24 protein-coding genes are annotated in these 24,517 nt (G+C 66.2%); 12 read left to right on the top strand and 12 right to left on the bottom strand.

Annotated elements, in window-relative coordinates; all coding sequences use genetic code 11:
• Positions 1 to 207 precede the first annotated feature (207 nt).
• From kduI to F3J15_RS07550, 4 genes are all read left to right on the top strand, one after another.
• On the top strand, positions 208 to 1,044 hold the full coding sequence (gene kduI, locus F3J15_RS07565; RefSeq protein WP_166889440.1) for a 5-dehydro-4-deoxy-D-glucuronate isomerase: 837 nt from the start codon (positions 208 to 210) through the stop codon (positions 1,042 to 1,044).
• Positions 1,045 to 1,048: 4 nt separating this feature from the next.
• Positions 1,049 to 1,855 (top strand): 2-dehydro-3-deoxy-D-gluconate 5-dehydrogenase KduD, encoded by an 807-nt coding sequence (gene kduD / locus F3J15_RS07560; protein WP_166889437.1) that lies wholly within the window; start codon positions 1,049 to 1,051, stop codon positions 1,853 to 1,855.
• A gap of 59 nt (positions 1,856 to 1,914) precedes the next feature.
• Entirely contained in the window at positions 1,915 to 2,829 is a 915-nt protein-coding gene (kdgR, locus tag F3J15_RS07555) for a DNA-binding transcriptional regulator KdgR (RefSeq protein ID WP_205190722.1), read from the top strand.
• A 70-nt stretch (positions 2,830 to 2,899) separates the two neighbouring features.
• Positions 2,900 to 3,265, top strand: coding sequence for a hypothetical protein (locus F3J15_RS07550; protein ID WP_240158647.1), 366 nt, complete (start codon positions 2,900 to 2,902; stop codon positions 3,263 to 3,265).
• A gap of 22 nt (positions 3,266 to 3,287) precedes the next feature.
• Here F3J15_RS07550 and F3J15_RS07545 read toward each other — a convergent pair whose 3' ends face one another.
• Positions 3,288 to 4,862 carry an EAL domain-containing protein gene (locus tag F3J15_RS07545; protein WP_166889431.1) on the bottom strand — a complete coding sequence of 525 codons (1,575 nt, stop codon included), beginning with the start codon at positions 4,860 to 4,862 and terminating at the stop codon, positions 3,288 to 3,290.
• A 488-nt stretch (positions 4,863 to 5,350) separates the two neighbouring features.
• On the opposite strand from F3J15_RS07545, the gene F3J15_RS07540 reads away from it, so the two are divergent.
• On the top strand, positions 5,351 to 5,647 hold the full coding sequence (locus F3J15_RS07540; RefSeq protein ID WP_166889428.1) for a hypothetical protein: 297 nt from the start codon (positions 5,351 to 5,353) through the stop codon (positions 5,645 to 5,647).
• A gap of 35 nt (positions 5,648 to 5,682) precedes the next feature.
• Here F3J15_RS07540 and F3J15_RS07535 read toward each other — a convergent pair whose 3' ends face one another.
• Positions 5,683 to 5,988, bottom strand: coding sequence for a hypothetical protein (locus F3J15_RS07535; RefSeq protein ID WP_166889425.1), 306 nt, complete (start codon positions 5,986 to 5,988; stop codon positions 5,683 to 5,685).
• A 74-nt stretch (positions 5,989 to 6,062) separates the two neighbouring features.
• A complete protein-coding gene (locus F3J15_RS07530; RefSeq protein WP_069250510.1) occupies positions 6,063 to 7,109 on the bottom strand; it encodes an AraC family transcriptional regulator in 1,047 nt (348 codons plus the stop codon).
• 94 nt (positions 7,110 to 7,203) lie between these two features.
• On the opposite strand from F3J15_RS07530, the gene F3J15_RS07525 reads away from it, so the two are divergent.
• From F3J15_RS07525 to F3J15_RS07515, 3 genes are all read left to right on the top strand, one after another.
• Positions 7,204 to 8,223 (top strand): sterol desaturase family protein, encoded by a 1,020-nt coding sequence (locus F3J15_RS07525; RefSeq protein ID WP_166889488.1) that lies wholly within the window; start codon positions 7,204 to 7,206, stop codon positions 8,221 to 8,223.
• 36 nt (positions 8,224 to 8,259) lie between these two features.
• Positions 8,260 to 8,919, top strand: a complete 660-nt coding sequence (locus F3J15_RS07520; protein ID WP_166889423.1) for an alanyl-tRNA editing protein — start codon at positions 8,260 to 8,262, stop codon at positions 8,917 to 8,919.
• 249 nt (positions 8,920 to 9,168) lie between these two features.
• Positions 9,169 to 9,699 carry a YcxB family protein gene (locus F3J15_RS07515; protein WP_166889420.1) on the top strand — a complete coding sequence of 177 codons (531 nt, stop codon included), beginning with the start codon at positions 9,169 to 9,171 and terminating at the stop codon, positions 9,697 to 9,699.
• Positions 9,700 to 9,787: 88 nt separating this feature from the next.
• On the opposite strand, the gene F3J15_RS07510 is transcribed toward F3J15_RS07515, so the two are convergent.
• The 3 genes from F3J15_RS07510 to F3J15_RS07500 all read right to left on the bottom strand — a co-directional run bounded on the left by F3J15_RS07510 (position 9,788) and on the right by F3J15_RS07500 (position 13,700).
• Complete coding sequence (locus F3J15_RS07510; RefSeq protein WP_166889417.1) at positions 9,788 to 11,401, bottom strand: histidine-type phosphatase; 1,614 nt, start codon at positions 11,399 to 11,401, stop codon at positions 9,788 to 9,790.
• A gap of 179 nt (positions 11,402 to 11,580) precedes the next feature.
• On the bottom strand, positions 11,581 to 12,015 hold the full coding sequence (locus tag F3J15_RS07505; RefSeq protein ID WP_043178987.1) for a phosphatase: 435 nt from the start codon (positions 12,013 to 12,015) through the stop codon (positions 11,581 to 11,583).
• A gap of 326 nt (positions 12,016 to 12,341) precedes the next feature.
• Entirely contained in the window at positions 12,342 to 13,700 is a 1,359-nt protein-coding gene (locus tag F3J15_RS07500; protein ID WP_166889414.1) for an NAD(P)/FAD-dependent oxidoreductase, read from the bottom strand.
• A gap of 100 nt (positions 13,701 to 13,800) precedes the next feature.
• Here F3J15_RS07500 and F3J15_RS07495 point away from each other — a divergent pair, with 100 nt between their 5' ends.
• Positions 13,801 to 14,754 carry a LysR family transcriptional regulator gene (locus F3J15_RS07495; RefSeq protein ID WP_046548935.1) on the top strand — a complete coding sequence of 318 codons (954 nt, stop codon included), beginning with the start codon at positions 13,801 to 13,803 and terminating at the stop codon, positions 14,752 to 14,754.
• Positions 14,755 to 14,775: 21 nt separating this feature from the next.
• Here F3J15_RS07495 and F3J15_RS07490 read toward each other — a convergent pair whose 3' ends face one another.
• Entirely contained in the window at positions 14,776 to 14,976 is a 201-nt protein-coding gene (locus F3J15_RS07490; RefSeq protein ID WP_166889411.1) for a hypothetical protein, read from the bottom strand.
• A gap of 194 nt (positions 14,977 to 15,170) precedes the next feature.
• Between F3J15_RS07490 and F3J15_RS07485 the strand changes: the two genes are divergently transcribed.
• A complete protein-coding gene (locus F3J15_RS07485) occupies positions 15,171 to 16,094 on the top strand; it encodes an AraC family transcriptional regulator (RefSeq protein ID WP_166889408.1) in 924 nt (307 codons plus the stop codon).
• A 150-nt stretch (positions 16,095 to 16,244) separates the two neighbouring features.
• Complete coding sequence (locus F3J15_RS07480; protein ID WP_166889405.1) at positions 16,245 to 17,132, top strand: NAD(P)H-binding protein; 888 nt, start codon at positions 16,245 to 16,247, stop codon at positions 17,130 to 17,132.
• A gap of 25 nt (positions 17,133 to 17,157) precedes the next feature.
• On the opposite strand, the gene F3J15_RS07475 is transcribed toward F3J15_RS07480, so the two are convergent.
• Positions 17,158 to 18,360, bottom strand: a complete 1,203-nt coding sequence (locus tag F3J15_RS07475; protein WP_166889402.1) for a benzoate/H(+) symporter BenE family transporter — start codon at positions 18,358 to 18,360, stop codon at positions 17,158 to 17,160.
• Positions 18,361 to 18,543: 183 nt separating this feature from the next.
• A complete protein-coding gene (locus F3J15_RS07470; protein ID WP_166889400.1) occupies positions 18,544 to 19,569 on the bottom strand; it encodes a fatty acid desaturase in 1,026 nt (341 codons plus the stop codon).
• A 299-nt stretch (positions 19,570 to 19,868) separates the two neighbouring features.
• On the opposite strand from F3J15_RS07470, the gene F3J15_RS07465 reads away from it, so the two are divergent.
• Positions 19,869 to 20,693, top strand: a complete 825-nt coding sequence (locus F3J15_RS07465; RefSeq protein ID WP_166889397.1) for a PhnD/SsuA/transferrin family substrate-binding protein — start codon at positions 19,869 to 19,871, stop codon at positions 20,691 to 20,693.
• Between the two features lie 65 nt (positions 20,694 to 20,758).
• Here the strand turns inward: F3J15_RS07465 and dbpA are convergent, their stop codons facing one another.
• From dbpA to mqo, 3 genes are all read right to left on the bottom strand, one after another.
• Complete coding sequence (gene dbpA / locus F3J15_RS07460; protein ID WP_166889394.1) at positions 20,759 to 22,156, bottom strand: ATP-dependent RNA helicase DbpA; 1,398 nt, start codon at positions 22,154 to 22,156, stop codon at positions 20,759 to 20,761.
• Positions 22,153 to 22,350, bottom strand: a complete 198-nt coding sequence (locus F3J15_RS07455; protein WP_011356541.1) for a hypothetical protein — start codon at positions 22,348 to 22,350, stop codon at positions 22,153 to 22,155. The genes dbpA and F3J15_RS07455 overlap by 4 nt, the downstream gene beginning before the upstream one ends.
• A gap of 277 nt (positions 22,351 to 22,627) precedes the next feature.
• Entirely contained in the window at positions 22,628 to 24,289 is a 1,662-nt protein-coding gene (gene mqo / locus F3J15_RS07450; RefSeq protein WP_205190720.1) for a malate dehydrogenase (quinone), read from the bottom strand.
• Positions 24,290 to 24,517 lie beyond the last annotated feature (228 nt).

Raw genomic sequence — 24,517 nt, 5'->3', positions numbered from 1 at the left:
ATGCCGTTCCGTTTTTGTGAAAATCGGTGGTAGTCGTATACCCGTAAGACACGATGCTATTGATCCAAAAGGAATTTATCGATCCCGACCGGGGAATCAAAAATCCGGATCGACGTTCCGAATTTGAGGAATGTGTGTTTCAATCTTCATCAGGGCGAGCGTCGGCGCGGGTGCCGGCGGCGTGCCCATTCCCCTCGGAGAACCGGCATGGAAGTGCGGCAGGGCATCCACAGCGAACACGCGAAAACGCTCGACACGGCCGGCCTGCGCCGGCATTTCCTGGTGGAGAACGTGTTCGAGCCGGACGCGCTGTCGCTCACCTACAGCCATATCGACCGCATCATCGTCGGCGGCGCGTGGCCGGCCACGCGGCCGGTCGAGGTGCCGGCGTCGCTCGGCGCCGCGATGGGCGTGAGCCATCTGCTGGAACGGCGCGAAATGGGCGCGATCAACATCGGCGGGCCCGGCTGGGTCGAAGTCGACGGGCAGCGTCACGCGGTGTGCACCGAGGCGGCGATCTACATCGGGCAAGGCGGGCAGGGTGTCGTGTTCGGCAGCGACGATCGAGCGCATCCCGCGAAGTTCTACCTGAACTGCGCACCTGCACACACGGCCCATCCGACACGCACGATCACGCTCGCGCAGGCGTCGCCCGAAACGCTCGGCGATGCGGCCACGGGCAATCGCCGCACGATCTACAAGTTCATCGTGCCCGACGTGCTGCCCACCTGCCAGCTGTCGATGGGGATGACGAAACTCGAGCCCGGCAGCCTGTGGAACACGATGCCATGCCATACGCACGCGCGGCGGATGGAGGTGTATTTCTACTTCAACCTCGCGGCCGACGCGGCCGTATTCCACCTCCTCGGCGAACCGCAGGAGACGCGCCACGTGGTCGTGCACAACGAGCAGGCCGTGATCTCGCCGAGCTGGTCGATCCATTCGGGCGTCGGCACGCAGGCGTACACGTTCATCTGGGGGATGGTCGGCGAGAACCAGGTGTTCAAGGACATGGATCACATCGCCGTGGCCGAGCTGCGCTGACATCATGAAACGCGATACGCCCGATCTTCCTGCCGCCGATATGCGCGCCGCGTTCGCCGGCCTGTTCGACCTGACCGGCAAGGTCGCGATCGTCACCGGCTGCAACACGGGGCTCGGCGCGGCGATGGCCGTGGCGCTCGCGTCGGCGGGGTGCGACATCGTCGGTGCAAACCGGTCGGTGCCCGACGAGACGTCGACGCGCGTCGCAGCGGCCGGGCGGCGCTTCGTCGACGTGCGTGCCGATCTGTCGACGCTCGAGCCGGTCGAACGGATCGTCGGCGGCGCGGTCGATGCGTTCGGTCACGTCGACATCCTCGTCAACAACGCGGGCCTGATTCGCCGCTGCGATGCGCTCGAATTCACCGAAGCCGACTGGGACGCCGTGATCGACGTGAACCTGAAGAGCGTGTTCTTCCTGTCGCAGGCGGTCGCGCGCCAGATGCTGCGGCAGGGGCGCGGCGGCAAGATCGTGAACGTTGCGTCGATGCTGTCGTTCCAGGGCGGCATCCGCGTGCCGTCGTACACGGCGTCGAAAAGCGGCGTACTGGGTCTCACGCGCCTGCTCGCGAACGAGTGGGCCGCGCGCGGGATCAACGTGAATGCGATCGCGCCGGGTTACATGGAGACCGACAACACCGCGCAGTTGCGCGAGGACAGCCGGCGCAGCGACGAAATCCTCGGCCGCATCCCGGCCGGCCGCTGGGGCGTGCCGGACGATCTCGCGGGCGCGGTGGTGTTTCTTGCGTCGCGCGCATCGGACTACGTGCACGGTCATACGCTTGCCGTCGACGGCGGGTGGCTCGCGCGTTGACCGTACCGCACGGCGAACGCGTTATGCTCTCCCGATTCGCATCTCACGGATTCACGGACATGACAGTAACGCCCAGACAGCGCAAGCGCGATCAGGCGAACCCGGAAGTGGGGGGCGGCCATCCGCGGGCCGGCCATTCGGAGGCCGGCGATCCGCACGCGGCCGGCAGCGCGGAGAAAGCCGACTCGGTTGCGGCCGTCGGCAAGGTCTTCACGATCCTCGCCGCGCTCGGCGAACGCCGCGAGATCGGCATCAGCGAACTGTCGCAGCAGCTCGGCATGTCGAAGACGACGGTGCATCGTTTCCTGCAGACGCTCAAGGCGCTCGGCTACGTCGCGCAGGAAGGCGAGACCGACCGCTATCGCCTGACGATCCGGCTGTTCGAACTCGGCAGCAAGGCGCTGGAGAGCGTGGACCTCGTGCGCGAAGCCGATCTCGAGATGCGCCGCATCGGTCAGCTGACGCGCGAAGCCGTGCATCTCGGCGCGTTCGACGAGGACGCGATCATCTACATCCACAAGATCGACGCCGATTACGGCCTGCGCATGCAGTCGCGGATCGGCCGGCGCAATCCGCTGTACAGTACGGCGATCGGCAAGGTGCTGCTCGCGTGGATGGCGCCCGGTGAGGCGCGTGCGGTGCTGGCCGGCGTCGAGTTCCGGAAGTCGACCGCGAAGACGCTCGCGTCGGCGGAAGCAGTGATGAGCATCCTGCCGCACGTGCGGCAGCAGGGCTATGGCGAGGACAACGAGGAGCAGGAAGATGGCCTGCTGTGTCTCGCGGTGCCCGTGTTCGACCGTTTCGATCGCGTGATCGCGGGATTGTCGCTGTCGTTCCCGACGATGCGATGCGGCGCGGATACGAAAGCGCATTACGTCGCGCTGCTGAAGGAAGCCGGGCAGGCGATTTCCGCGCGGCTTGGCCATCGTCCGAAGGCGGCCGGGGTCGAGCAGGCGACGGTCGCACAGGATTGAGCACATGCCGGTAGAGAGCCGGTAAAACGAAACGACAATACGACGTCAAGAACGGATCATGCAGATGAAAATGACGATGCGCATCGGTATCGCGATGCTGGCGATCGGCACGTGCCTGGGCGCGAACGGCGCGCACGCTAAAAACGCAGTGGACTGCGAAAAGCTCAACACCGCAACGAGCGGCCCGGACGACAACTTCCGGCCGCCGGCTTCAGGCACGGTCATCGGCGCGGGGCGCGCGTACTTCTACTCGGCGCCCGATGCGCAATGCGTGACGAAGCGCACCTTCATCATTCCCGGCGATTCGGTGACCGTCTACAAGTCGCACGGGCGCTGGTACAACATCATGTACGTGAACGGCAAGACCGGCGAGGACTTCGAAGGCTGGGTCGAGCAGGGCCGCGTGCGCCTCGACGGTCAATACGGTGCACAGTAAGTAGCCGTCGGCGGCAATGCCGCTACGCCGACACCCACGCACAATCCTGCTTCAAATGCTCCGCCCGCTGCGGTCGCTGATACAGGTAACCCTGCGCGTACTGAATCCCGACCGTATGCAGTGCGCGGTGTTGCGTTTCCGTTTCCACGCCTTCTGCGATGATCTTCAGGTCGTAGTGATGTGCAACGGACGCGATCCCCTCGATCAGCCCCGCGTTACCGCCGTTCAGTTGCGAGATGAACTGGCGATCGATCTTCACGTAGTCGAACGGAAAGCGCGACAGCAGGTCGAGATTGCTGTGATGCGTGCCGAAATCGTCGATCGCGAACTTCGCGCCTTTCGCTCGCAGCGCATGGAAGATCGCGGTGGTCCGCGCATTCTTCTCGAGCAGGATGCGCTCGGTCACTTCGAGCACCAGCGTAAAGCCCGGCGGCAGCGCGCGGATCGCCTCCTCGACGATGGACACGAACCGCGTGCGCTCGAGATCCTTCGGCGCGATGTTGACGGCGATACGCAGCGGCATGCACGGCGTCAGCGCGGATAGTTCCGCCACGGCTGTCCGCAGCACGAATTCGGTCACTTTCGGCAGCACCGCGCTCGATTCGACCTGCGGGATGAACACGGCCGGGCTGATGGCCCCCCACTTGGGGTGGTGCCAGCGCAGCAGCGCCTCGACGCCGACGGTCCTGCGCGTCTCGACATCGACGATCGGCTGGTACACGACATGGAGCTCGTCGCGCCTGAGTGCGTTACGCACGGCCTTCAGCATCAGTCGGCGCGGCGCCATCGCGAGCAGGTAGGCCGCCATCACGAGGCCGTCCGCCAGCAGCACGATCGTGATGGCGATCAGCCGGTAGTGCTGCCGGACCTGCGACGCGTAGTGCGTGGATGCGGCAACCCGCACCGTGAACGGCCAGCGGGGCGACACGAGCGTGCTGCCGCCCGCGGGTTCCGTGGCCGACTCCGGCGTGAACTTCCCGTGCTGGTCGAGATGGCCCGAACCCGCGATCGACAGCGTCGCGGTTTCCGTTCCGTAGCGGGCGCCGTGCGCGAGCGCGTCGGCCACGTAGTCGCCTTCGATCAGGTAGAGCACACCCGCGCCGGGTGCGGTCGCGTAAAACACGGGCAACACCGGGATACCTTGCTGGAACGGCGTCTGGCGCAGCAGCGTGACGAGCGTCGAGCCCGGTTCCGGCTCGTGGGTATACGCGCCGAGCGGCAGGTCGATCGCCCCCAGCGCCGACGAGCACATGACACGGCCCTCGTGCACCAGCGCGACGGCGCGCAGATAGCGCAGGCGCGTCCCTATCTCGGCGAGCGTCCGGAATACCGCCGGGCATGGCCGCCCGACGAGCGCGGTCAGTTCGTCCACATGCCGCAGGCGCGCACCGTCCAGGATGCGGTCCACCGAGGCCACGATGTCGTTCGCGATGACGCGTTCATGCTCGGTGACGGTATCGCGCGCGTAGCGGTCGGCAGGCGCGATAGCAAATGCCGGTACGAGCACGCAAACGATTACGGCGGCGAAAAAGGCAACCCGCGGCCATGCGCCGCTGCGCTGAAAAACGGCCTTCGAGCCTGGCGTGAACGCTGACATTCCCGCGGTCGCCTTTGGTGTTGTGTGTACGGAGAGGCGAGTCGAACCGGTCGATACACCCACGGCGTGCATGCGTCATGCCGGGTTCTGGCCATGCACGATGCGTGCCGGTATCGCAATGCGATCGATGCTGCGACCGCGGCGGGCATCTGCGGCAGCCCCGTCACAATCGGCCAATCATTCCGGCGGCTGGCCGCTACGAGCATGTGCATGCAGCGCATGTATATCGACGTAATACACCGAAAAAACCCCGGCCGCATGGTCTTGCGGCCGGGACGAAAAAACACCGTCTCTTGGCACGAGGATGGTGCGCGGCAAGTATAAGATGTGACGAGAGATTGTGAAATATCGTTATTCAACGATTGGTGTAGTTTTGTCATTGCGTCTCGACAGGAAACATTCTTTCGGGATGCTGTCTTCGTCGACCTGCCGGCGGCCCACGATCGGCCGCCGCGCGATACGGTCGCACGTCTTGCGGGAGCGCCGGGATGGAAGAAAATACCGCGCCCACGGTCACCATGACCGATGGCGCAGCCGCGGCCGACGGCGGTTCGCTGTGGATCCAGATTGCCGTGAACGGGCAAACCCGTAACTACGTGCTCGACCGCGCGCTCGCCTCGCGCGGCACGTCACGCTACGACACCATCAGCAGTGGACATGGTCCGCTTTCGAAAGGGGAACGAAAGGAATTGCTCGCGCTGCTATGCAGCATTGCCGACCCCGCGATGTGGGCCGGCATGGTCGGCACGTTCGTGCAGGTGCTGCAGGCGTCTGAAGGTGAGTGAACGATACGGCGCCGGCGCGTCGCGCGGGCCGCGATTCAGAAATCGTTGCGCATCTTGCGCATCAGGTCGCCGGCCGACTGGTGCGTATCCACCGCGGTGAGCACGTCGGTCAGGAACCACGGCAGGTTCAGTTGCGTATTGGCATCGCTGACGCATACACGGATGGGCGGCGCCTTCGACGACGCGCGGGCGTCATGCGTGGCGTCGCGGGACGGCACGCAGTTTTTTGCGTGCGCTTGAACGGGCGCCGGCTCGGCGCTGCCGGACGGCGCACCGGCGGCGGCCGGCAAGCTGACGGCGGCCAGCAGGGTCAGGACAGCGACAGCAGCAACGCGTTTCATGGGATTCTCCGGCGATGCTCGTTCGACCGCGCGGGCGGACGCGAGTTCGTCGGCGGCTCGCTGGCGCGCTGCACTCAGCCGCGCGCGACGTTCGCTGCCCGCGCCGGTTGCCGGCTGCGCCACTGCTGCGGCGATTCGCCGGTCCAGCGCCGAAAGGCGCGCGTAAAGGCGCTGTGTTCCGAATAGCCGAGCAGCCAGGCGACTTCCGCGAGCGTCAGCCGCGGATCGTTCAGGTGGTCGATCGCGAGCCGCCGTCGCGTGTCCTCGCGCAGCAGCCGGAAGTTGAGCCCGAGTTCGGCGAGGCGTCGATGCAGCGTGCGAGACGACACATGCAGGTCCGCGGCAATCTGTTCGAGGCTCGCTTCGCCCTGCGTCAACAGGCGCGCGACGGCTTCGCGCACCGACTGTTCGAGATCGTCCGTCTGCCGCAGCTCGGCAAGCAGCGCGCTCGCCTGGCGTTCCATCATCTGCAGCAGGGCGTCGTCCGGCTGGCGCAGCGGCTGCGTGAGCAGGTGCAGCGGGAACGCCAGGCGGTTCACCGGCTGGCCGAATCGCACCGGGCAGCCGAAATAGTCGATGTACGGTTGTTCGTCGCCGGGTGACGGGTGCACGAAACAGACCTCGTCGGGCCCGTGATGCGTACCGGTGATGTTGCGTGCGAACTGGACGATGGCCGTCAGCGCCACTTCATCGACGAGCGGGCCGAGCGGCTCCGGCGCGTCATGCCATTCGATCGCGACCGACGTCGCCTCGACCCGCACTTCCATGCGCGCGACGTTCGCGATCAGGTGTTCGTATTGCTGCCAGCGCGCGAGCGCGGCGCCGGCATCGCGGCACGCATGCAACGCATAGCCGAGCGCACCGAGATGGGCGGGCGTGATTCGCTGGCCGACGTGCAGGCCGAGCAGCGGATCGTCGAGCGCGTGCACCGCGCATTCGAGCAGGCGCCGCCAGTGAGCACTCGCGTACAGCGTGAGCCCGCGATCGTCCTCGGGCGGCCGCGCCTCGCCGAGCACGCGCGCGGCATCCTTGCCCTGCTCGGACAGATAGTCGAACAGCAGCCGCACGTAGGTGCTCGAGTAGTAGACGCGCTGCGTCGATAGCGGGGAGGCGGCGGGCATGGCGGAAAGTGTCAAGTAATCGTCGGCAAGTGTCAACGCGCGGCGACCCGTGCGCGACCATACTGCCGGTCAGTTCTTGATCGAGGCCGCGAACATGCCGACCGAGTTGATGACGTGGCTCCACGCGTTCCTGGGTAACGACGTGGACTGGAAGCAGGTGCTGCTGATCGGCATGACGCCGGTCTTCCTGATCGCGTTCGCGATCGAATACGCGGTGATGGCCGGGCGCGGCCGCCGCGAGCCGTTTCGCTGGAAGGAGATCGTCGCGAACCTGTCGCTCGGCGCCGGCTATCAGGTGGCCGAGACCGTGATGGGGCTCGTGTTCACGGGTGCGATCTTCGCGTGGGTCTACCGGCACCGGCTGTTCGACGTGCCGGTGAACGGCTTCACGATCGTGCCGATCTTCGTCGTCGTGGAGTTCTGCTACTACTGGTTTCATCGCACGTCGCATCGCGTGCGCTGGTTCTGGGCCGCGCACGTGCCGCATCACAGCGGTGAAGTGATGAACTTCACGACGGCGATGCGGCAGTCGCTGCTGAACGCGTTCGTCGGCGTGTTCGTGTTCTACCTGCCGCCGGTGTGGCTCGGCATCCCGCCCGCCGTCGTGCTGTTCCTGCTCGCGGTCGATCTCGCGTACCAGTATTTCGTGCATACCGAAGCGATCGGGCGGCTGCCGCGCTGGTTCGAGTACGTGTTCGATACGCCGTCGAACCATCGCGCGCATCATGGCCGCAATCCGCGTTACATCGACAAGAACTACGGCGGCGTGCTGATCATCTTCGATCGCCTGTTCGGCACGTATGTCGAGGAAACCGAGCCGGTCGACTACGGGATCACGCAGCAGATTCGTTCGTATAACTTTATGGTGTTGAACCTGCACGAATTCGTCGACATGTGGCGCGACGTGTTCGCGCCCGGGCCCGTCCTGCAGCGGCTGAAGCACCTGTGGATGCCGCCCGAATGGGAGCGGACGGGGCATCGGCCGATCCATACGTGGAGTGTCGAGCGCAAGGGCGAGGAGGAGGCCGCGACAGCATCGCGTGCCATGTCTGATGAGGAGGCGTCGGCGCAAGGGCGCAAGATCGTACAAGCCGCGGGTACGCGATCCGGCTAACCTGCGTGCTTTCCTCGGCGGAAGGCGCGGCGGGCAATGACGAAGAAAGTATTCTGGGACGATCCCTACCGGACCACGCTGGATACCGTCGTCAGCCACGTCGACGGCGATCGCGTGCGGGTGGACGCCACCATCTTCTTTGCGTTTTCGGGTGGGCAGGAGAGCGACGCGGGCTCACTGGGCGGCTATCCGGTCATCCAGGCCGACAAGCAGGGCCTCGACATCGTTTATACGCTGCCACGCGATCATGCGCTGAGCGTCGGGGATCGCGTGACCTGGCGCATCGATTGGGCACGGCGGTACCGGCTGATGCGTCTGCACTTCGCGGCCGAAATGGTGCTGCAGCTGGTCTATCGGCTCAGGCCCGGCATCGAGCGCATCGGCGCGCATATCGGGCAGGACAAGGCGCGCATCGACTTCGCGAGCGACACGAGCGTGGCGCCGCTGTTTCCCGAGATCGAATCGGCCGCGGCCGACCTGTCGAAGCGCGACCTGCGCATCGTGACCGATTTCAGCGATGTCGACGCGCAACGCCGGTTCTGGCGTGTCGACGGCTTCGCGACGATGGCGTGCGGCGGCACGCATCCGGCGTCGACCGGCGAGATCGGCATGCTGACGCTCAAGCGCAGGAATACCGGGAAGGGCAAGGAGCGGATCGAGGTCATGCTGGTCGAGCCGGAGAGCGCCGGCGGGTAGCGGGGCGAGCGGGTTGCGTGATGCTCGGGAGGGCCCGCCCGAAAGGCGGAATGCCGTCGCCGATACGTGATTCGGCGAAGCCTTTGTTCCGCACATGTATATTGACGCTCCATGCATCGAATGGCCGGCGATTCCGCATGGCTTCGTTTGCAGGTCACCCTGCGACGCCTCGCCGACTGTCCGGGTCGCGGCGCTCGCGGTGAAACATCCCGCGCAAGCATAAAAACAGCGAACATTCCGAGCCCGCGCATGAGCGATACCGAAATCGTATTTAAATTGAACGTGGAAGACGTGGTCCACGCTTACCGTCTGAATCTCTGGCGCAGATACAACTGGAAATATCTGCTCAAGACATTCGCGATCGTGGTGATCGCGTACATCGTCCTTTTTTTCGGTGGCTTCCGGGTGGTAACCGGCGCCTTGCTGGAATGGCGCAATGTATGGTGGATAGCGGGAATCGCGGCGGTGGTTACAATCGGCGTGCCGCTGCTCAACCATCTGATGTTGCGCCGTGTCGCTCACAAGATCTATAGCCAGCAGAAAACACTCCACCAGCCGCACACGGTCATCTGGCGAAGTGACGGTTTCATCGTCGAATCCCCGACGTCGCACGAGGAATTTCGCTTTGCAGATCTCATTCACTGGAGTGAAGATCGTGATGCGATCCTGCTTTATCAGTCGGTGCTGATGTTTCGCTTCATACCGAAGCGGGTGCTGGCGGAGCCGCAAGTGGCCATCCTGCACCAAACGCTGCTGCAGAACGGTGTCCGCAAGATCTAGCAGCCGGTGAGCGCATGCTGAAACCCGGACGCATTGCGTCGTCCAGGCTTCGAACGGGTTCGTCGCAGGAGGCGTATCCCGCGTCACGTCACTGATACCCGTAACACTGCCTCAACCCCGCGTAGTCGTAGAAGTGGCTGCCCGGCGCGATTTTCGCGCCGTCGCACGCGGCCTGGAAATCCGTTTCGCGCTCGTTGTACAGCATCTTCACGATGAGGCGCGAGCCGTTGCGATAGACATCCCATTGCATGTTCGCGGCCATCGGCGACACTTGATCACCGCGCCACGGATTGTTCGCGTACGTGTACGTCTGCGCGTGCGGCGTCGGCACGAACACGTTCTTCAGGTTCATGATCGACGCGAACGGAATCACGATCTCCGCATGCGTGAAGCGCAGCTTCGCGGCGCGGGTCAGGTCGCCGCGCGCGATCGCATCGACTTCGCCGAAGAAATCGTCCTGCAGCACCTTCGCCATCCGGTACGTGACGGGGTTCGCTTCCTGGATGCCGGGCCCCTTCTGGTAGTAGTCCTCGGCATCCTGCAGATACGCGAGATACTGCGCCTGCTCCGCGCCGATGTACTTCTCCATCGTGACGCCGCCGGTTTCCGCCGTCATCGCGGGCGCGACCTGCAGCAGGTTGTACAGCACGTTCACCGCGTCGACGGCCGTCGTGATCTTGGTCTTGCCGTCGCCCTTCAGCGTGTTGGTGAACTTGCCGTCCGCCGACGTGAATGCATAGGTGCCCGTGTTCGCGAACGTGTAGCCGTCGGTGCCGAGCTTCGCGATGAAGGCCTGCGACACGAGCGCGGACAGCACCGTTTGCGCGACGTCGGCCGCCTGCGGCGCGGCCTTGATCGCGTTGAGCTTCGCGGCCACCGTCGCGTCGTTCGCATAGGCCTGGTATGCCTGGCTCGCCTGATAGGTCGTGTAGTACGGGTTGCTTGCGTCGGTCACGAGATCGGTGGCCGGCTTCAGCGCGTGGAAATACAGCAGGAAGCGGTTGGTGCCGGCCGGCTGCGCGACCGGCGCGTTCGCGGGATAGCCGGACGGCGCGGCGGGCAGCGTGATCGCCGAGGCCAGTGCCGGCTGCGCGGCCACGAGCGACGCGGAGAAATACGTCGAGCTGTCGACCGCGCGATCCTGGCCGGAGTTGACGACGACGACCTGCCGGTTGCCGCCCGCAAACAAGGCAGGCAGCCGCTGCGCGAGACGTACGGCGAGCTGCTGGTGTTCGCGGATGCCGGTTTGCGTGAGATTGCCGTACCCGGGCGTCGAGATGCCCGCCACGCCATAGCCGAGCAGCGCATTGGCCTTCATCATCGCGTACGTGTCTGCCTTGAGCTGCGCGCCGAGCGCGGTCAGTGCGCCGTCGGCCTCGGCCTTGACCAGCATCGCGTAGATCGCGCCGTCGTACTTGAAGCCCGACAATCCACGCGAGCCGTGGCGCGCGACGAGTTCCGTATAGACGGGCGCGTAGCCGGCGGGCGGCGCTTCGTACGTCGCGGCGTCCTGCTGCGGACGGTACGGTGTCTTCGTCTGGTAGTAAGTCGCGGGTGTCGGCTTGGGCTGAGGCTGCGGTGCGGGCGTCGAGCCGCTGTTGTCGGCAGAAGCCGCGGGTGGCGTCGAGTCGTCCCCGCCGCAAGCGGCGAGCAGCAGGCAGGTAATCGCGAGGGCGGTGGCGGTGCGGATCGGGCGTGTCATCGTGGCGTGCAACGGGCGGGACGATGCAGGTTCGCGTCGTCCCGTCTCCGGGAGTGATCGGTCAAGCCCGGAAGTGTTGCAAGCGACTTTGACAGCAGAATGTCATGATTCGGTCGGGCAATCGTCGGATTGCCGCCGAGTCGCACCTGGCCGGCCAACGCCGGCCCGTGTGCCGGCGTTCAGTGCAGGCCGGCCGATGCGATCGAGCGAACGGTGTCGGTGATGTTCACGCAGCGCGACAGGCCGAAATGCTCGGCTTCGCGGCGCTCCGGCTCGCTGCTCGCAATGGCCACCGCGCGTTCGGGCGGCACGCCGAGCGCCTGCAGCGCGACGTCGAAGGGATGCTGGTTTGATCCGGAGTCCTGCTGATTGGCGTCCGTGACGACGACCGAGAAGCGGTCGAGGTTCGCGCGGCCGAACTGGCCTTCGAACATGTCGCTGAGCCGTGCGGCCGGCAGCGTCGTGACGAGACCGAGTCGATATCCTTCTTCCGATGCTCGATCGAGCCACTGGATGATCGCATCGCGTTGATGGCGCGATTCATGCGAATCCGGTGTTGCTTCGATTTGCGCGAATGCTGCGTCGAGACGGGTGACGATGGCTTCGATAACCACGGTGATTCCTCTTCAGAGACGTGATGATCCGTTCGCCGACGGGAATGCCACACACCTTAGCGTCGATCCGGAAAACGCGACCAATTAATATTTATATCCGACCCATACGATTTGACTAATGAATGGGGCGACGAGCCAATGTGGGCGTGGGATGCGTGTCGCACGGTCTATGCCGCGCGAATCGCATCGCATCGACGGCCTTCGATGTGATGCACCGGATTCGCGCACGCGCTGAATGCACCGCGCATGTGCAAATGAAAAAACGGCATATCGAACGATGCACGCCCGATATGCCGTCTTGCGAGGCTGCGTGTGAATCGACGCGATCAGTGCAGCTTGATCGACGGCTGGTTGCGGCTTTGCAGCCAGTGGCTCAGCGACTGGAACAGCGCACGCTTCACGCCGACCACGCTGAACAGGTGCTTGCGATACAGGAACTTGTACAGCCCGATCGCGGCGAGCCCGTCGACGATCAGCGAGCGCGAACGCACACTGATGTCGGCCTGGTACACGGCGCCCGCATGCCCGAGCGACACGACGGTGCCTGCATCGCGGAACGTGAAGGCGGTTACCGGCTTGCCGGCGACGCGCCGCGCGAACGCGTTGACCAGGTACACGGCCTGCTGATAAGCGACCTGCGCACGCGGCGGCAGGAAGCCGTTCGCGCCGCCCGTCGGGCAGGCGGCACAGTCGCCGAATGCATACACGTGCGGATCGTCCGGCGTCTGCAGCGTCTCGGTCACGATCACCTGGTTCGAACGATTGAGCGCGATGTCGCCGATCTGCCGCAGGAACGCGGGGCCCGCCACGCCGGCCGCCCAGATCGTGATGTCGCTTGCGAGCCGTTCGCCGGTCGAGGTCGTCACGGCATCCGCGCCGACTTCCGCCACGCGGGTATCGGTCAGCACGTCGACGTTCAGCGCGCGAAGCTGCGCGTGCATCTTGCCGGACAGCCGCTCATCGAGCGCCGGCAGGATGCGCGGGCCGCCTTCGATCAACCGGATGTGCACGTCGCGCGCGGACACCAGCGCCTTGAAGCGGTACGTCGTCAGTTGCTGGATCGCATCCCGCAATGCCGCTGCCAGCTCGACGCCCGTCGCGCCCGCACCGATCACGTTGATGCAGATCGGCGCCGCGCGCCGCGCGGGCTGCTGCTCGGCCAGGTGATTCGCCTTCGTGCAGGCCGCGAGGAACTTCCGGCGGAAATCCTCGGCCTGGTCGAGGTTTTCGAGCGGCAGCGCGTGGCGCGCCGCACCCGGCACATTGAAGAAGTTCGTCACGCTGCCGACGGCGAGCACGAGATCGTCATAGCCGAGCTCGCGCTGCGGCAGGATTTCCGTGCCGTCCGCGTCCTGCACGGCTGCGATCGTCGCCGTGCGTGCCGCGCGGTCGACCTGTTGCAGCGCGCCCTGCACGAAGCGGAAACCGTGGCGCTTCGCTTGCGCCGCGTATTCGATCGTGTGCGAGGCCGGGTCGCGATGGCCCGATGCGGCTTCGTGCAGCAGCGGCTTCCAGAAGTGCGTCGGATAGCGGTCGACGAGCACGACTTCGGCTTGCCCGCGGCGTCCGACCGTATCGCCGAGACGCGTGGCGAGGTGCAAGCCGCCGGCGCCGCCGCCGACGATCACGATGCGCGGCAGGCGCGGTGCGCGATCCGTTGCAAGGTTGGGCGTGGTGTTGTCCATGTTGGGCTCCCGCTGAATGACGATTCGGATGACATTGCTCAAGAACCGACGATATAGTTTTGAACCTACACGAACAATTTAATGTTTATAAGCGACTCATATGTATTCACTTATAGGAAAGACCGCGACGTTCCGGCAGCTGAAGGCGCTGGACATGATTGCGCGGCTCGGCAGCGTGTCGCGGGCGGCCGAGGAACTGAACCTGACGCAGCCGGCCGTGTCGCTGCAGGTGCGCCTGCTCGAGGAGGCGGTGGGCGCCGCGTTGCTACAGCGGGTGGGGCGCGGCGTGCAGCTGACCGCGGCCGGCGAGATCGTGTCGCGCTATGCGCGCGAGATCCTGCATCTGTGGAGCGAGGCCGGCGACGAAGTGGCCGCGCTGACGGGCGATCTCGGCGGCACGCTGCGGATCGGCGCGATCACGACGGCCGAGTACCTGATTCCGCCGCTGCTCGTGAAATTCACCGCGACGCGTCCGCATGTGAAGACTTATTTCAAGGTTGGCAATCGCGACGACATCATCCGCATGCTCGCCACGCATGAAATCGATCTCGCGGTGATGGGCAGCGCGCCGAAGGAACTGCGCACGCATGCGGTCGAGTTCGCGAAGCATCCAATGGTGTTCGTCGCGGCGCCCGGCCATCCGCTGATGCAGCGCAAGCGCGTCGCGCTGAAGGATCTCGAATCCGCGCACCTGCTCGTGCGCGAACGCGGCGCGGGCACGCGCTCGACCGTCGAGAGCCTGTTCAAGAACGCGGGTTACCGGTTCCATGTGGGCTCCGAACTGTCGAGCAACGAGGCGATCAAGCAGATGGCCGAAGCGGGGCTCGGCGTGGCGTTCCTGTCGTTGCACGCGTGTGCACTCGAACTGCGCACCGGGCTGCTCGGGCAACTGCCGTTTCCCGGCAATCCGATCGAGCGCGAATGGTATGTGGTCACGCTCGCCGACCGGCGGATCTCGCAGGTCACGGGGCTGTTCCGCGATTTCCTGATCAAGCAGGGCGCGCCGGTGATCGACGGCGCGACGGTGGCGCCGCACGAGCGGCGGCGCAAGTAGGCGGATGCGTTGACCGGCCGGTCAGACGAGCCCGAAGTCGTCGTTGCTGTCGGGGATCGACGCGAGCAGCCGTTCGAGCCGGTACCAGCCGACGATGCGCAGGCACCAGGCGGCGATCGGGGTGCGGTTGCTGCGGGAGTGGGGCCCGGATGACGGACGGGTGGCGGCGGAACGCGAGCGCGCGGTGAACGCTGCGCGTTGCGCAAGGCACTGATGGGGCATGACGGTCTCCGTAGGTGTCGGATGGGGCCATCGTAAGCGGCGCGGCGCCCGCCGGCGCACACGCAAGGATGGCCCTGAGCAGGAACGGATGATCTTTTTCTGCTCGCCCCGGGCGCGTTGCCGGCAGGCCCGGCAGACCGCCCGAAAACGCGTCACAATGCGCGTTCGACATCCCGATCCACTGGAGGAAGGCCATGAGCGATGCGATTCTCGCGGCGCCGACGGACAACGGCGTCCCGGTCAGCCTGCGCTCGAGCCGCGGGCTCGGCTGGCAGGGCTTCGGCGCGTCGCTGCTGGAAATCCGCGCGGGCACCTACCGGATTCCGGCGGCCGAGCATCACCGGATCGGCGTGCATATCGGGTCGCCCGTTCGCGCGGATTGCGTGTGCGACGGCGAGCGCGTGTCGCGCATCCAGGCGCATGGCGACGTCGACGTGATTCCGGCCGGCTTGCCCGGCCAGTGGACCGACAGTGCCGACTGCCAGATCCTCCATATCGCACTCAGCGACACGTTCGTGCGGCGGACCGTCGAACAGCTCGAACTGAAGCCGTCGCAGGGGCAGATCCGCCGCCGGCTGCAGGTGCGTGACCCGCGCCTGCAGCACATCGCGTGGGCGATGGCCGCCGAACTCGAAGCGGAAGACGCGTCGGATCCGCTCTACGCGGAAAGCCTGTGCACGGCGCTCGTCGCGCGGCTGGTCGACGGCCAGCCGGCGTTCCGCGAGCGCCGCCGCACGCTCGCGCCGAAGGCGGCCGCGCGCGTGATCGACTATGTCGAAGCGAACCTCGACCGGCGCATGACGCTGGCCGAACTCGCGGCGCTCGTGTCGATCAGCGTGCCGCATTTCAAGGTGCTGTTCCGCGAAACGCTCGGGATGCCGGTGCACCAGTACGTCGTGCGGCGCCGGGTCGAGCGCGCGAAGGCGTTGCTGCTCGAAGGCCGGCTCAGCATCAGCCAGATCGCGCTCGAAGCCGGGTTTGCGCATCAGAGCCACATGGCGAACTGGATGAATCGCGTGCTGGGTGCGACGCCGACCGAGATTGCGCGGTCGGGGGCAAGGGGCGGGCTGCGGCTCGCGTATGACGGCGAGGAGGGTGCGAAGCCTTCGCGTCGCTAGCCCCGGCTTCGCGGCGGGGACGGCGCACGGCGCGATCGGTGCGCGCCCCTCATCCCGTCATCCTTTCCTGCTGTATTCATCCCTCCGTGCGCGCCGTTCCCGCCGCCCAACCTGACAATCACGACACTTTCATCCCCCAAGGAGCGAATCGTGTTCGTGATCTTCGGCGCATCCGGCAACGTCGGCCAGTCGACCGTGACGGCCCTACGCAACGCCGGCCATCCCGTGCGCGCGGTGCTGCGCGACGCACGCCATCGTGAGCGTTTCACGCAGCTCGGCTGCGACGTCGTAATCGCCGAGCTGACGGATGCGAACGCGGTCGCGCCGGCGATCGATGGCGCGCGGGCCGTGCAGATCCTGTGCCCGGTGCCGGTCGCCGACCCCGATCCGGCCGCGACGATGACGCGGACGATCGACGTCGCCACCGCCGCGCTCGCCGCCAACCCGCCGCCGGTGCTGCTCGCGCTGTCGGACTACGGCGCTGAGCGTGACGGCAATACGGGCATCACCCGGCTGTTTCATCACTTCGAGGAGCGGCTGAAGACGATCCCGACGCAGCTGACGCTGCTGCGGTCGGCCGAGCATCTGCAGAACTGGACGCGCATCCTGCCGGTCGCACTCGGCACCGGTGTGCTGCCAAGCTTTCACCATCCGGTCGGCAAGGTGTTCCCGACGGTCTGGGCGCCCGACGTGGGCGTCGTTGCGGCGCGGCTGCTGCTCGATGCGCCGGAAGGCGGCAACGGGCCGCGTATCGTCAGTGTCGAAGGGCCGCGGCGGGTGAGTGTGACGGCGATCGCCGATACGCTCGGCGCGGCGGCCGGCCGGGCCATCGTCGCGCATGAACTGCCGCGCGAGACGTGGGCCGCGACGCTGCTGCGTGCGGGCCTCAGCGAACGCCATGCGCAGTTGATCATCGATCTCTACGACGTGCACAACGCGGGGCAGATCGACGTCGAGGAGGGTGTGTCGGAACGGCTTTACGGCACGACGACGCTGACCGATGCACTCGCACAACTGGTGCGCCAGCACGCTCGGTAACAGGTGCGGCGACCCGCGTTGCGCATCACGCCGGTTGCCGCACCTTGTTCAGGATAGCGTATGAAAGCGACCCGATCACGATCCCCCAGAACGCGGAGCCGAGCCCGAGCCACGTCATGCCCGACGCGGTCGCGAGGAACGTGATCAACGATGCTTCGCGGTGGTTCTCGTCGTCGAAGATCCCGTGCGTGTTCGCGCCGATCGCACCGATCAGCGCGAGCCCCGCGAGGATCGCGACGAACGCTTTCGGCAGCGCGAAGAACACCGTGACGATCGTGCCCGCGAAGAGCCCGCCGATCAGGTAGATCGCCCCGTTCGCGAGCCCGGCGATGTAGCGCCGGTCCCGGTCTTCGTGCGCATCCTTGCCGGTGCAGAGCGCGGCCGTGATCGCCGCGACGACGATCGTGATCCCGCCGAAGCACGCGACCACGAGCGAAATCACGCTGGTCGCGGTGATGATCGGCCGCGCGGGCGTGTGATAGCCGGACACGCGCAGGATCGTCATGCCCGGCAGGAACTGACCGGTGAGGCTGACGACCACGAGCGGCAGCGCGAGGCTGAGCGTCGTGCCGAGCGTCCATTCGGGCGCGATGAAGATCGGGTGCGCGAGGCTCGCCGACACGTTGCCGAGATGCGTCATCCCGAGCAGCGTCGCGAGCGCGGCGCCCGTCAGCAGCACGAGCACGATGCTGTAGCGCGGCAGCAGGCGCTTGAAGATTACGTAGGCGGCGATCATCCCGAACGCGAGCGCGGGCTGTTCCGACGCGGCGGCGAACGCATGCGTGCCGAACGGCAGCAGGATGCCGGCCATCATCCCGCACGCGATGCCGCGCGGAATGTGGCGCACGAGCCGGTCGAAATAGCCGGTCACGCCGATCAGCAGGATGATCAGCGCGGCCGCGATGTACGCGCCGACGGCCTGGTTGAGCGTCAGTTGCGGAAACAGGCCGACGAGCAGCGCGGTGCCGGGCGCCGACCACGCGGTGATGACCGGCACCTTCAGCTTCCAGCTCGCGAACAGGCCCGATACGCCTGCACCGATCGAGATCGCCCAGACCCACGACGACACCATCGCATTCGACGCATGGGCTGCCTGCGCGGCCTGGAAGAAGATTGCGAGCGGGCCTGCGTAGGAAATCAGTACCGCGAGAAAGCCCGCGGTAATCGCGGAAACGGACCAGTCGTTGCCGATCGCGCGGATTGCGCCGGGCGGGGTGTTCGGTTGCATCGTCGTGGGGCGTGCGGCGCGGGGCCGGGAGCAGAGCCGGAGCGAATGATTGTTGGAAGCCCCGGACGAGCCGTCATTCTGGGCATTGCCGACGCAATTGGCAATGCGCGGGTGGGAGCAGGAATGTTGGCGTTTCGTAAGGAATGTGCGGTGGGGCGGACGAATCGTCGGCTCCGCCGAACGTCACGTACTGATCTGCAGCACCTTGTCGACCACTGCCACCTTCACACCGCTGCCCGTCGACAACGACGCCGTGCCCTGGTCGAATGGATGCACGGGCGTATCGGTCGGCGTCCACGCATGGCGCGCGAGCAGTTCGCGATACCCGCCGCGAATCACGAAGCCGCCGCACTTCTGCGCGTACGCATCGCGTCGCATCCGGTACGCACGCGGCAGGTCGTACCACGGCAGCTTCGGCAGGTCGTGATGGACGAGGTGATAGTTGTTGTTCAGGTACAGCAGCCGCATCGCGAAGCCGGCTTCATTGATCGCGATGCGCGCCTTCGGATGCGGCGCGGCGCGGTGCTCGTATAGCGAGCGGATCATCGCGATCGACAACGCGGGCCACGTGATCACGAGCAGGTAATACCACCACGGCACGCCGATCGCCCATTGCAGCCACGCGAGCAGCGCAACCACGCAGGCGATATGCATCGCCCACATCGGCAGATAGCGGAAGTCGCCGCGACGAAACGCGGCGACTGCATCGATACACATTGCAAAGATGCTCAGCGGCGGCCCGGCGATGAAGCGTCCGATGAACGTCTTGCGTGCGACCGTCAGCACGCGGCGCCAGCGCGGCAGCTGTGCCCAGCGTTCGCGCGTGACGTAGTTCGTTTCGGGATCGACGCCCGGCACGGTCAGGTCTTCGTCGCGATGATGGTCGAGATGCGTGTCGCGATACAGCGTGTACGGATACCAGACCGTCAGCGGCGGATAACCGAGCAGCTTGTTCACGAGGGCGGAGCGTGTCGGGTGGCCGTGCAGCAGCTCGTGCTGCAGCGACAGGTGCCACGCGCCGAGCAGGATCAGCGGCGGCGTCGCGGCCGCGAGCGACAGCGTGCCGTCGCGCACGAGCAGCAGCACGGCGAGCCAGCCGCCGTAGATGGCGGCGACCAGCAGCCAGGTCGGCCACTCGGTGCGGGCGGTGAAGCGGGTGTCGAGCGCGGCGATCGCACGCGCGTGGTCGACGTCGAAGTATTCGGCCATGGCGTTGAGGCGGATTGAACGGGCAGTGCGGGGAACGAGCGGTTGAACCGGTGCGCTCGGCCCGGTGCGCAGGTGTCTCGCGGATCACGGTCGGCCTGTCCGCTATCACGCGCAATGGCGATGCTCGGGCAGGCATCAGGACGGTACCGGGATCGCGCCGCGCGGCCAACCAATCGATTCGCATTTGCTTATCGTCGCGGGGCCGATAAGCTTCGGGCGTGCTGCGCCACGTTCAGCCCCCGTTTTACCGAGATCGAACCGGGTTCCGCTGCATGAGCGTCGATGCGTAGAATGCCCGCATGAGCTCATGGATCGCCGCCCTGCCGATGTACAACGTGACGCCGCGCCACGACGCGCTGTGGCGCGCCCTGCTGCGCGACGCGCTCGATGCGTTCGCGAACGCGGGCGGGCCCGCCGATGTCACGCTTCCCGACGAACCCTTCGACGACCTGCACGCGCTGTGGCGGCGCGACGATCTGCTGCTGTCGCAGACCTGCGGCTACCCGTACCGGATGCTGGGCCTGCGCGATGTCGTGCGACTGATCGCGACCCCCGTGTTCGATGCGCACGGTTGCCACGGTGCGCACTACAGCAGCGTGCTGGTCGTGTCGGCACATGCACACGCGGACGGCGCGACGACGCTCGCCGCATGCCGGGGGCTGCGGGCCGCATTCAACGGTCGAGATTCGCACAGCGGGATGAACGCGCTCCGGCACGCGGTCGCGCCGCATGCACGCGACGGACGATTCTTCGGATCGGTTACGGCGCTCGGCTCGCACCTGAACGTGCTGCGTGCGCTGGCTTTGGCGGAAGCCGATTGTGCGGCGATCGACTGCGTGACGTTCGCGTATGTGCGCGACGCGTTGCCCGATCTGCTGCAGGACATCCGGATCATCGGCACGACGGCCCCTGCGCCGGGATTGCCGTTCATCGCATCACGCGCGCTGCCAGAAACGCAGGTCGCCGCGTTGCAGGATGCGCTGGACGTCGCGGTGGCGGCCGATGCGGAACGGGCGCGCGTGCTGCGGCTGAAGGGATTCGAACGATTGTCGCCAGGCGACTACGACACGATTGCGCGGTTCGCGGAGGACGCGGCCGCGCACGGATATCCGGAACTGGCGTGATGCGGGGGTAATGTGAGGGAATGCAGGGCGGCGCGGAACGGTGCGTTCGTCCGCGCCGCGTTCCATTACTCTTCGTCCATCAACCGGACCTTGACCCGCTTGCCCTTGATCTTCCCCGCATTGAGCTTGCGCAGCGCGTCGCGCGCCACACCGCGCTCGAGCGCCACATAGGTCGAGAACTCGGTCACGTTGATCTTGCCGATCTGCTTGCCGTCGAACCCGGCGTCGCCGGTCAGCGCGCCGAGCACGTCGCCCGGGCGGATCTTGTCCTTGCGCCCGCCGAGGATCTGCAGCGTTTCCATCGGCGGCGTCAGCACGCCGTCGTCGGCCGGCTTCAGTTCCGAGAGCGGATGCCATTCGACGTCGCGCTTCTGCGCCTGCTCGATCGCACCGACGCGGCCCATCTCGTCCATGCTCGCGAGGCTCAGCGCCCAGCCGTCCTGATCCGCGCGGCCCGTGCGGCCGATGCGGTGCACGTGCACTTCCGGGTCGGGCGTCACGTCGACGTTGATTACCGCTTCGAGCTGCGCGATGTCGAGCCCGCGCGCGGCGACGTCGGTGGCCACCAGCACCGAGCAACTGCGGTTCGCGAACTGGATCAGCACCTGGTCGCGCTCGCGCTGGTCGAGCTCGCCGTGCAGCGCGAGCGCGTGGAAGCCCTGCGCATGCAGCACGTCGAGCAGGTCGCGGCACTGCTGCTTCGTGTTGCAGAACGCGATCGTGCTCACCGGCCGGTAGTGGTTCAGCAACTGGCCTACCGCATGCAGCCGTTCGTCTTCCGTCACTTCGTAGAAGCGCTGGCGGATCTTGCTGTTGTCGTGGCGCTCTTCGAGCTTCACTTCCTTCGGGTTGCGCAGGAACTGCTGGCTCAGCTTCGCGATGCCGTCCGGATAGGTCGCGGAGAACAGCAGCGTCTGGCGCGAGGTCGGGCACATCCGCGCGACCTTCGCGATGTCGTCGAAGAAGCCCATGTCGAGCATCCGGTCGGCTTCGTCGAGCACCAGCGTGTTCAGCGCGTCGAGCTTCAGGTTGCCGCGATCGAGGTGATCCATGATGCGGCCCGGCGTGCCGACGACGATATGCGCGCCGTGCTCGAGGCTCTGCGCCTGCGGGCGCATCGGCGTGCCGCCGCACAGCGTCAGCACTTTCACGTTCTCTTCGGCGCGTGCGAGGCGGCGCACTTCCTGCGCGACCTGGTCGGCGAGTTCGCGCGTCGGGCACAGGATCATCGCCTGCACGTCGAAGCGGCGTGCGTCGAGGCGTGCCAGCAGCGCGAGCGAGAACGCGGCGGTCTTGCCGCTGCCCGTCTTCGCCTGTGCGATCAGGTCCTGGCCGGCCAGCGCGATCGGCAGGCTCGCGGCCTGGATCGGCGTCATGTCGACGTAGCCGAGCTGCGCGAGGTTGGCGAGCGTGGCGGGCGTCAACGACAGCGCGCTGAACGGCGTGGCGGTCGGCTGGGTCATTCCAGGTCTCCGAGGTAAGGGCGGCCTTCCATCTGCTCGTAGACGACCTTGCCTTCGTCGTCTTCGAAGCGTTCGAGGTAGTTGCGCGCGCCGCACAGCGGGCAGCGGAACAGCAGCCCCTGGCCTTCGTCCTTGATGACGACGTCGGACTGCTCCCACGGCGTGCCGCAGCTCTGGTTTCGGCAGGTAAACACGGTCTTTCTCCAGCTGAATTCGGTTGATGGCGCGCCCGGGCGGGCGCGGCAACGGCGGGCGGCGATCGCGCGGCTCGGGCGCGGGCCGCACCGGGCGTCGCTTGGATTGCGTCGATGCGGATGGTGGATCGGGCGGCGACAGGGTCGCGCGTGCCGCAATTCTAGCGGAAGCGGGCGACCGGCCGGGCGGTTTCGCCCGCTACCCGCCAAGAAAAACGGCCGCCCCGGAGGGCGGCCGTGTCGTGCGGCGCGAGGGTGTCGCGCGGCGCTCGGCGCGTTACAGCGCCATGTCGGTCGCCGCCTTCGCCGGGCGGGCCGGCGCGGTGCCGGTGGCCTGCGACGGCGTGGCGACGTCGATCTTCGGCGGCGGCGACAGCTGCAGCACGTCGCTGGTGTACGTCCATTCCTCGACGACCTTCGCCGGGCTGTCGTTCAGCTTCGTGCCGTAGCTCGGCACGATCTGGCGGATCTTCTGCTGCCACTCGGGCGTCGCGACCTTGTCCTTGAACACCTTCTTCATCAGGTTCAGCATGATCGGCGCGGCCGTCGACGCGCCCGGCGATGCGCCGAGCAGGCCCGCGATGCTGCCGTCCTGCGAGCTGACGATCTCGGTGCCGAGCTTCAGCACACCACCCTTGACCGGGTCGCGCTTGATGATCTGCACGCGCTGGCCGGCTTGCCACAGGCGCCAGTCTTCCTTCTTCGCGTTCGGGAAGTATTCCTTCAGCGCGTTGAAGCGGTCGTCGTCGGACAGCATCAGCTGGCCGGCGAGGTACTGCACCAGCGGGAATTCGTCCACACCCACGCGCATCATCGGTGCGACGTTGTGCAGGTTGGTGCTCTTCGCGAGGTCGAAGTACGAACCGTTCTTCAGGAACTTGGTCGAGAACGTCGCGAACGGCCCGAACAGGATGATCTTCTTGCCGTCGATGATGCGCGTGTCGAGGTGCGGCACCGACATCGGCGGCGAGCCGACCGACGCCTTGCCGTAGGCCTTCGCCAAGTGCTGCTTCACGACTTCGGGGTTGTCCGTCACGAGGAACGAGCCGCCGACCGGGAACGCGCCGTAGTCCTTCGCCTCGGGGATGCCCGACGCCTGCAGCAGGTGCAGCGCACCGCCGCCCGCGCCGATGAACACGAACTTCGCGTCGACCGACTGCGCCGGTTCATCCGAGTGCAGCTTGACCCACGTGACGTGCCACGTGCCGTCGGCATTGCGCGAGATCTCGCGCACTTCGCTCGACAGCGACAGCGTGAAGTTCGGCTGCGTCTTCAGGTAGCCGACGAACTGGCGCGTGATCTCGCCGAAGTTCACGTCGGTGCCGATCGGCGTCCACGTTGCCGCGACCTTCTGGTTGCGGTCGCGGCCTTCCATCATCAGCGGCACCCACTGCTTGATCTGGTCGTAGTCTTCCGAATACTGCATGCCGCGGAACAGCGGGCTCGCCTGCAGCGCTTCGTAGCGCTTCTTCAGGAAGCGGACGTTGTCGTCGCCCCACACGAAGCTCATGTGCGGCGTCGAGTTGATGAACGAGTGCGGGTTCTTCAGCACGCCCTGCTTGACCTGCCACGCCCAGAACTGGCGCGAGATCTGGAACGACTCGTTGATCTCGATCGCCTTCGAGATGTCGATCTTGCCGTCCGCCTTCTCCGGCGTGTAGTTCAGTTCGGCGAGCGCCGAGTGGCCGGTGCCGGCGTTGTTCCAGCCGTTCGAGCTTTCCAGCGCGACGCCGTCGAGGCGCTCGACCATGGTCATCGACCAGTCAGGTTGAAGCTCGTGCAGCCAGACGCCCAGCGTCGAGCTCATGATGCCGCCGCCCACCAGCAGGACGTCGACCTTCTTCGTATCGGCGGCATGCGCGGACGACGTGGCGACGCACAGCGCGAGCGCCGACAGTATTACCCGTAACGTTTTGATCACAGCAGATCCCTTTTTCAACTTGGATGCATCGGTTTGCCAAGCCGCCCGGCGCGTGTGTCGATCGCGGTGAAACACGTATCCGGAGATCCGGACACGCGAATCCGGAATTCCGGATCGACGCCGCGCGCCGTTGCATTTGCGCACGCGAAGCCGTCGGGAAGGACACCTTCGGATCGGCTGCCTGCGGGCAGGCAAGCACCTGCGTCACAGTGGCGCACAACGCGCCCGGGCCCTTGCGGCAAGCCT

Origin of the sequence: Burkholderia sp. Ap-955, assembly GCF_011753045.1 — a bacterium.
GTDB lineage: Bacteria > Pseudomonadota > Gammaproteobacteria > Burkholderiales > Burkholderiaceae > Burkholderia > Burkholderia lata_D.
This window is presented reverse-complemented; position numbering and strand designations above follow the sequence as displayed.

Coding starts and splice junctions, on each gene's coding strand:
- kduI (WP_166889440.1), top strand. CDS start 208: ATGGAAGTGCGGCAGGGCATCCACAGCGAACACGCGAAAACGCTCGAC.
- kduD (WP_166889437.1), top strand. CDS start 1,049: ATGAAACGCGATACGCCCGATCTTCCTGCCGCCGATATGCGCGCCGCG.
- kdgR (WP_205190722.1), top strand. CDS start 1,915: ATGACAGTAACGCCCAGACAGCGCAAGCGCGATCAGGCGAACCCGGAA.
- F3J15_RS07550 (WP_240158647.1), top strand. CDS start 2,900: ATGACGATGCGCATCGGTATCGCGATGCTGGCGATCGGCACGTGCCTG.
- F3J15_RS07545 (WP_166889431.1), bottom strand. CDS start 4,862: ATGTCAGCGTTCACGCCAGGCTCGAAGGCCGTTTTTCAGCGCAGCGGC.
- F3J15_RS07540 (WP_166889428.1), top strand. CDS start 5,351: ATGGAAGAAAATACCGCGCCCACGGTCACCATGACCGATGGCGCAGCC.
- F3J15_RS07535 (WP_166889425.1), bottom strand. CDS start 5,988: ATGAAACGCGTTGCTGCTGTCGCTGTCCTGACCCTGCTGGCCGCCGTC.
- F3J15_RS07530 (WP_069250510.1), bottom strand. CDS start 7,109: ATGCCCGCCGCCTCCCCGCTATCGACGCAGCGCGTCTACTACTCGAGC.
- F3J15_RS07525 (WP_166889488.1), top strand. CDS start 7,204: ATGCCGACCGAGTTGATGACGTGGCTCCACGCGTTCCTGGGTAACGAC.
- F3J15_RS07520 (WP_166889423.1), top strand. CDS start 8,260: ATGACGAAGAAAGTATTCTGGGACGATCCCTACCGGACCACGCTGGAT.
- F3J15_RS07515 (WP_166889420.1), top strand. CDS start 9,169: ATGAGCGATACCGAAATCGTATTTAAATTGAACGTGGAAGACGTGGTC.
- F3J15_RS07510 (WP_166889417.1), bottom strand. CDS start 11,401: ATGACACGCCCGATCCGCACCGCCACCGCCCTCGCGATTACCTGCCTG.
- F3J15_RS07500 (WP_166889414.1), bottom strand. CDS start 13,700: ATGGACAACACCACGCCCAACCTTGCAACGGATCGCGCACCGCGCCTG.
- F3J15_RS07495 (WP_046548935.1), top strand. CDS start 13,801: ATGTATTCACTTATAGGAAAGACCGCGACGTTCCGGCAGCTGAAGGCG.
- F3J15_RS07490 (WP_166889411.1), bottom strand. CDS start 14,976: ATGCCCCATCAGTGCCTTGCGCAACGCGCAGCGTTCACCGCGCGCTCG.
- F3J15_RS07485 (WP_166889408.1), top strand. CDS start 15,171: ATGAGCGATGCGATTCTCGCGGCGCCGACGGACAACGGCGTCCCGGTC.
- F3J15_RS07475 (WP_166889402.1), bottom strand. CDS start 18,360: ATGCAACCGAACACCCCGCCCGGCGCAATCCGCGCGATCGGCAACGAC.
- F3J15_RS07470 (WP_166889400.1), bottom strand. CDS start 19,569: ATGGCCGAATACTTCGACGTCGACCACGCGCGTGCGATCGCCGCGCTC.
- F3J15_RS07465 (WP_166889397.1), top strand. CDS start 19,869: ATGAGCTCATGGATCGCCGCCCTGCCGATGTACAACGTGACGCCGCGC.
- dbpA (WP_166889394.1), bottom strand. CDS start 22,156: ATGACCCAGCCGACCGCCACGCCGTTCAGCGCGCTGTCGTTGACGCCC.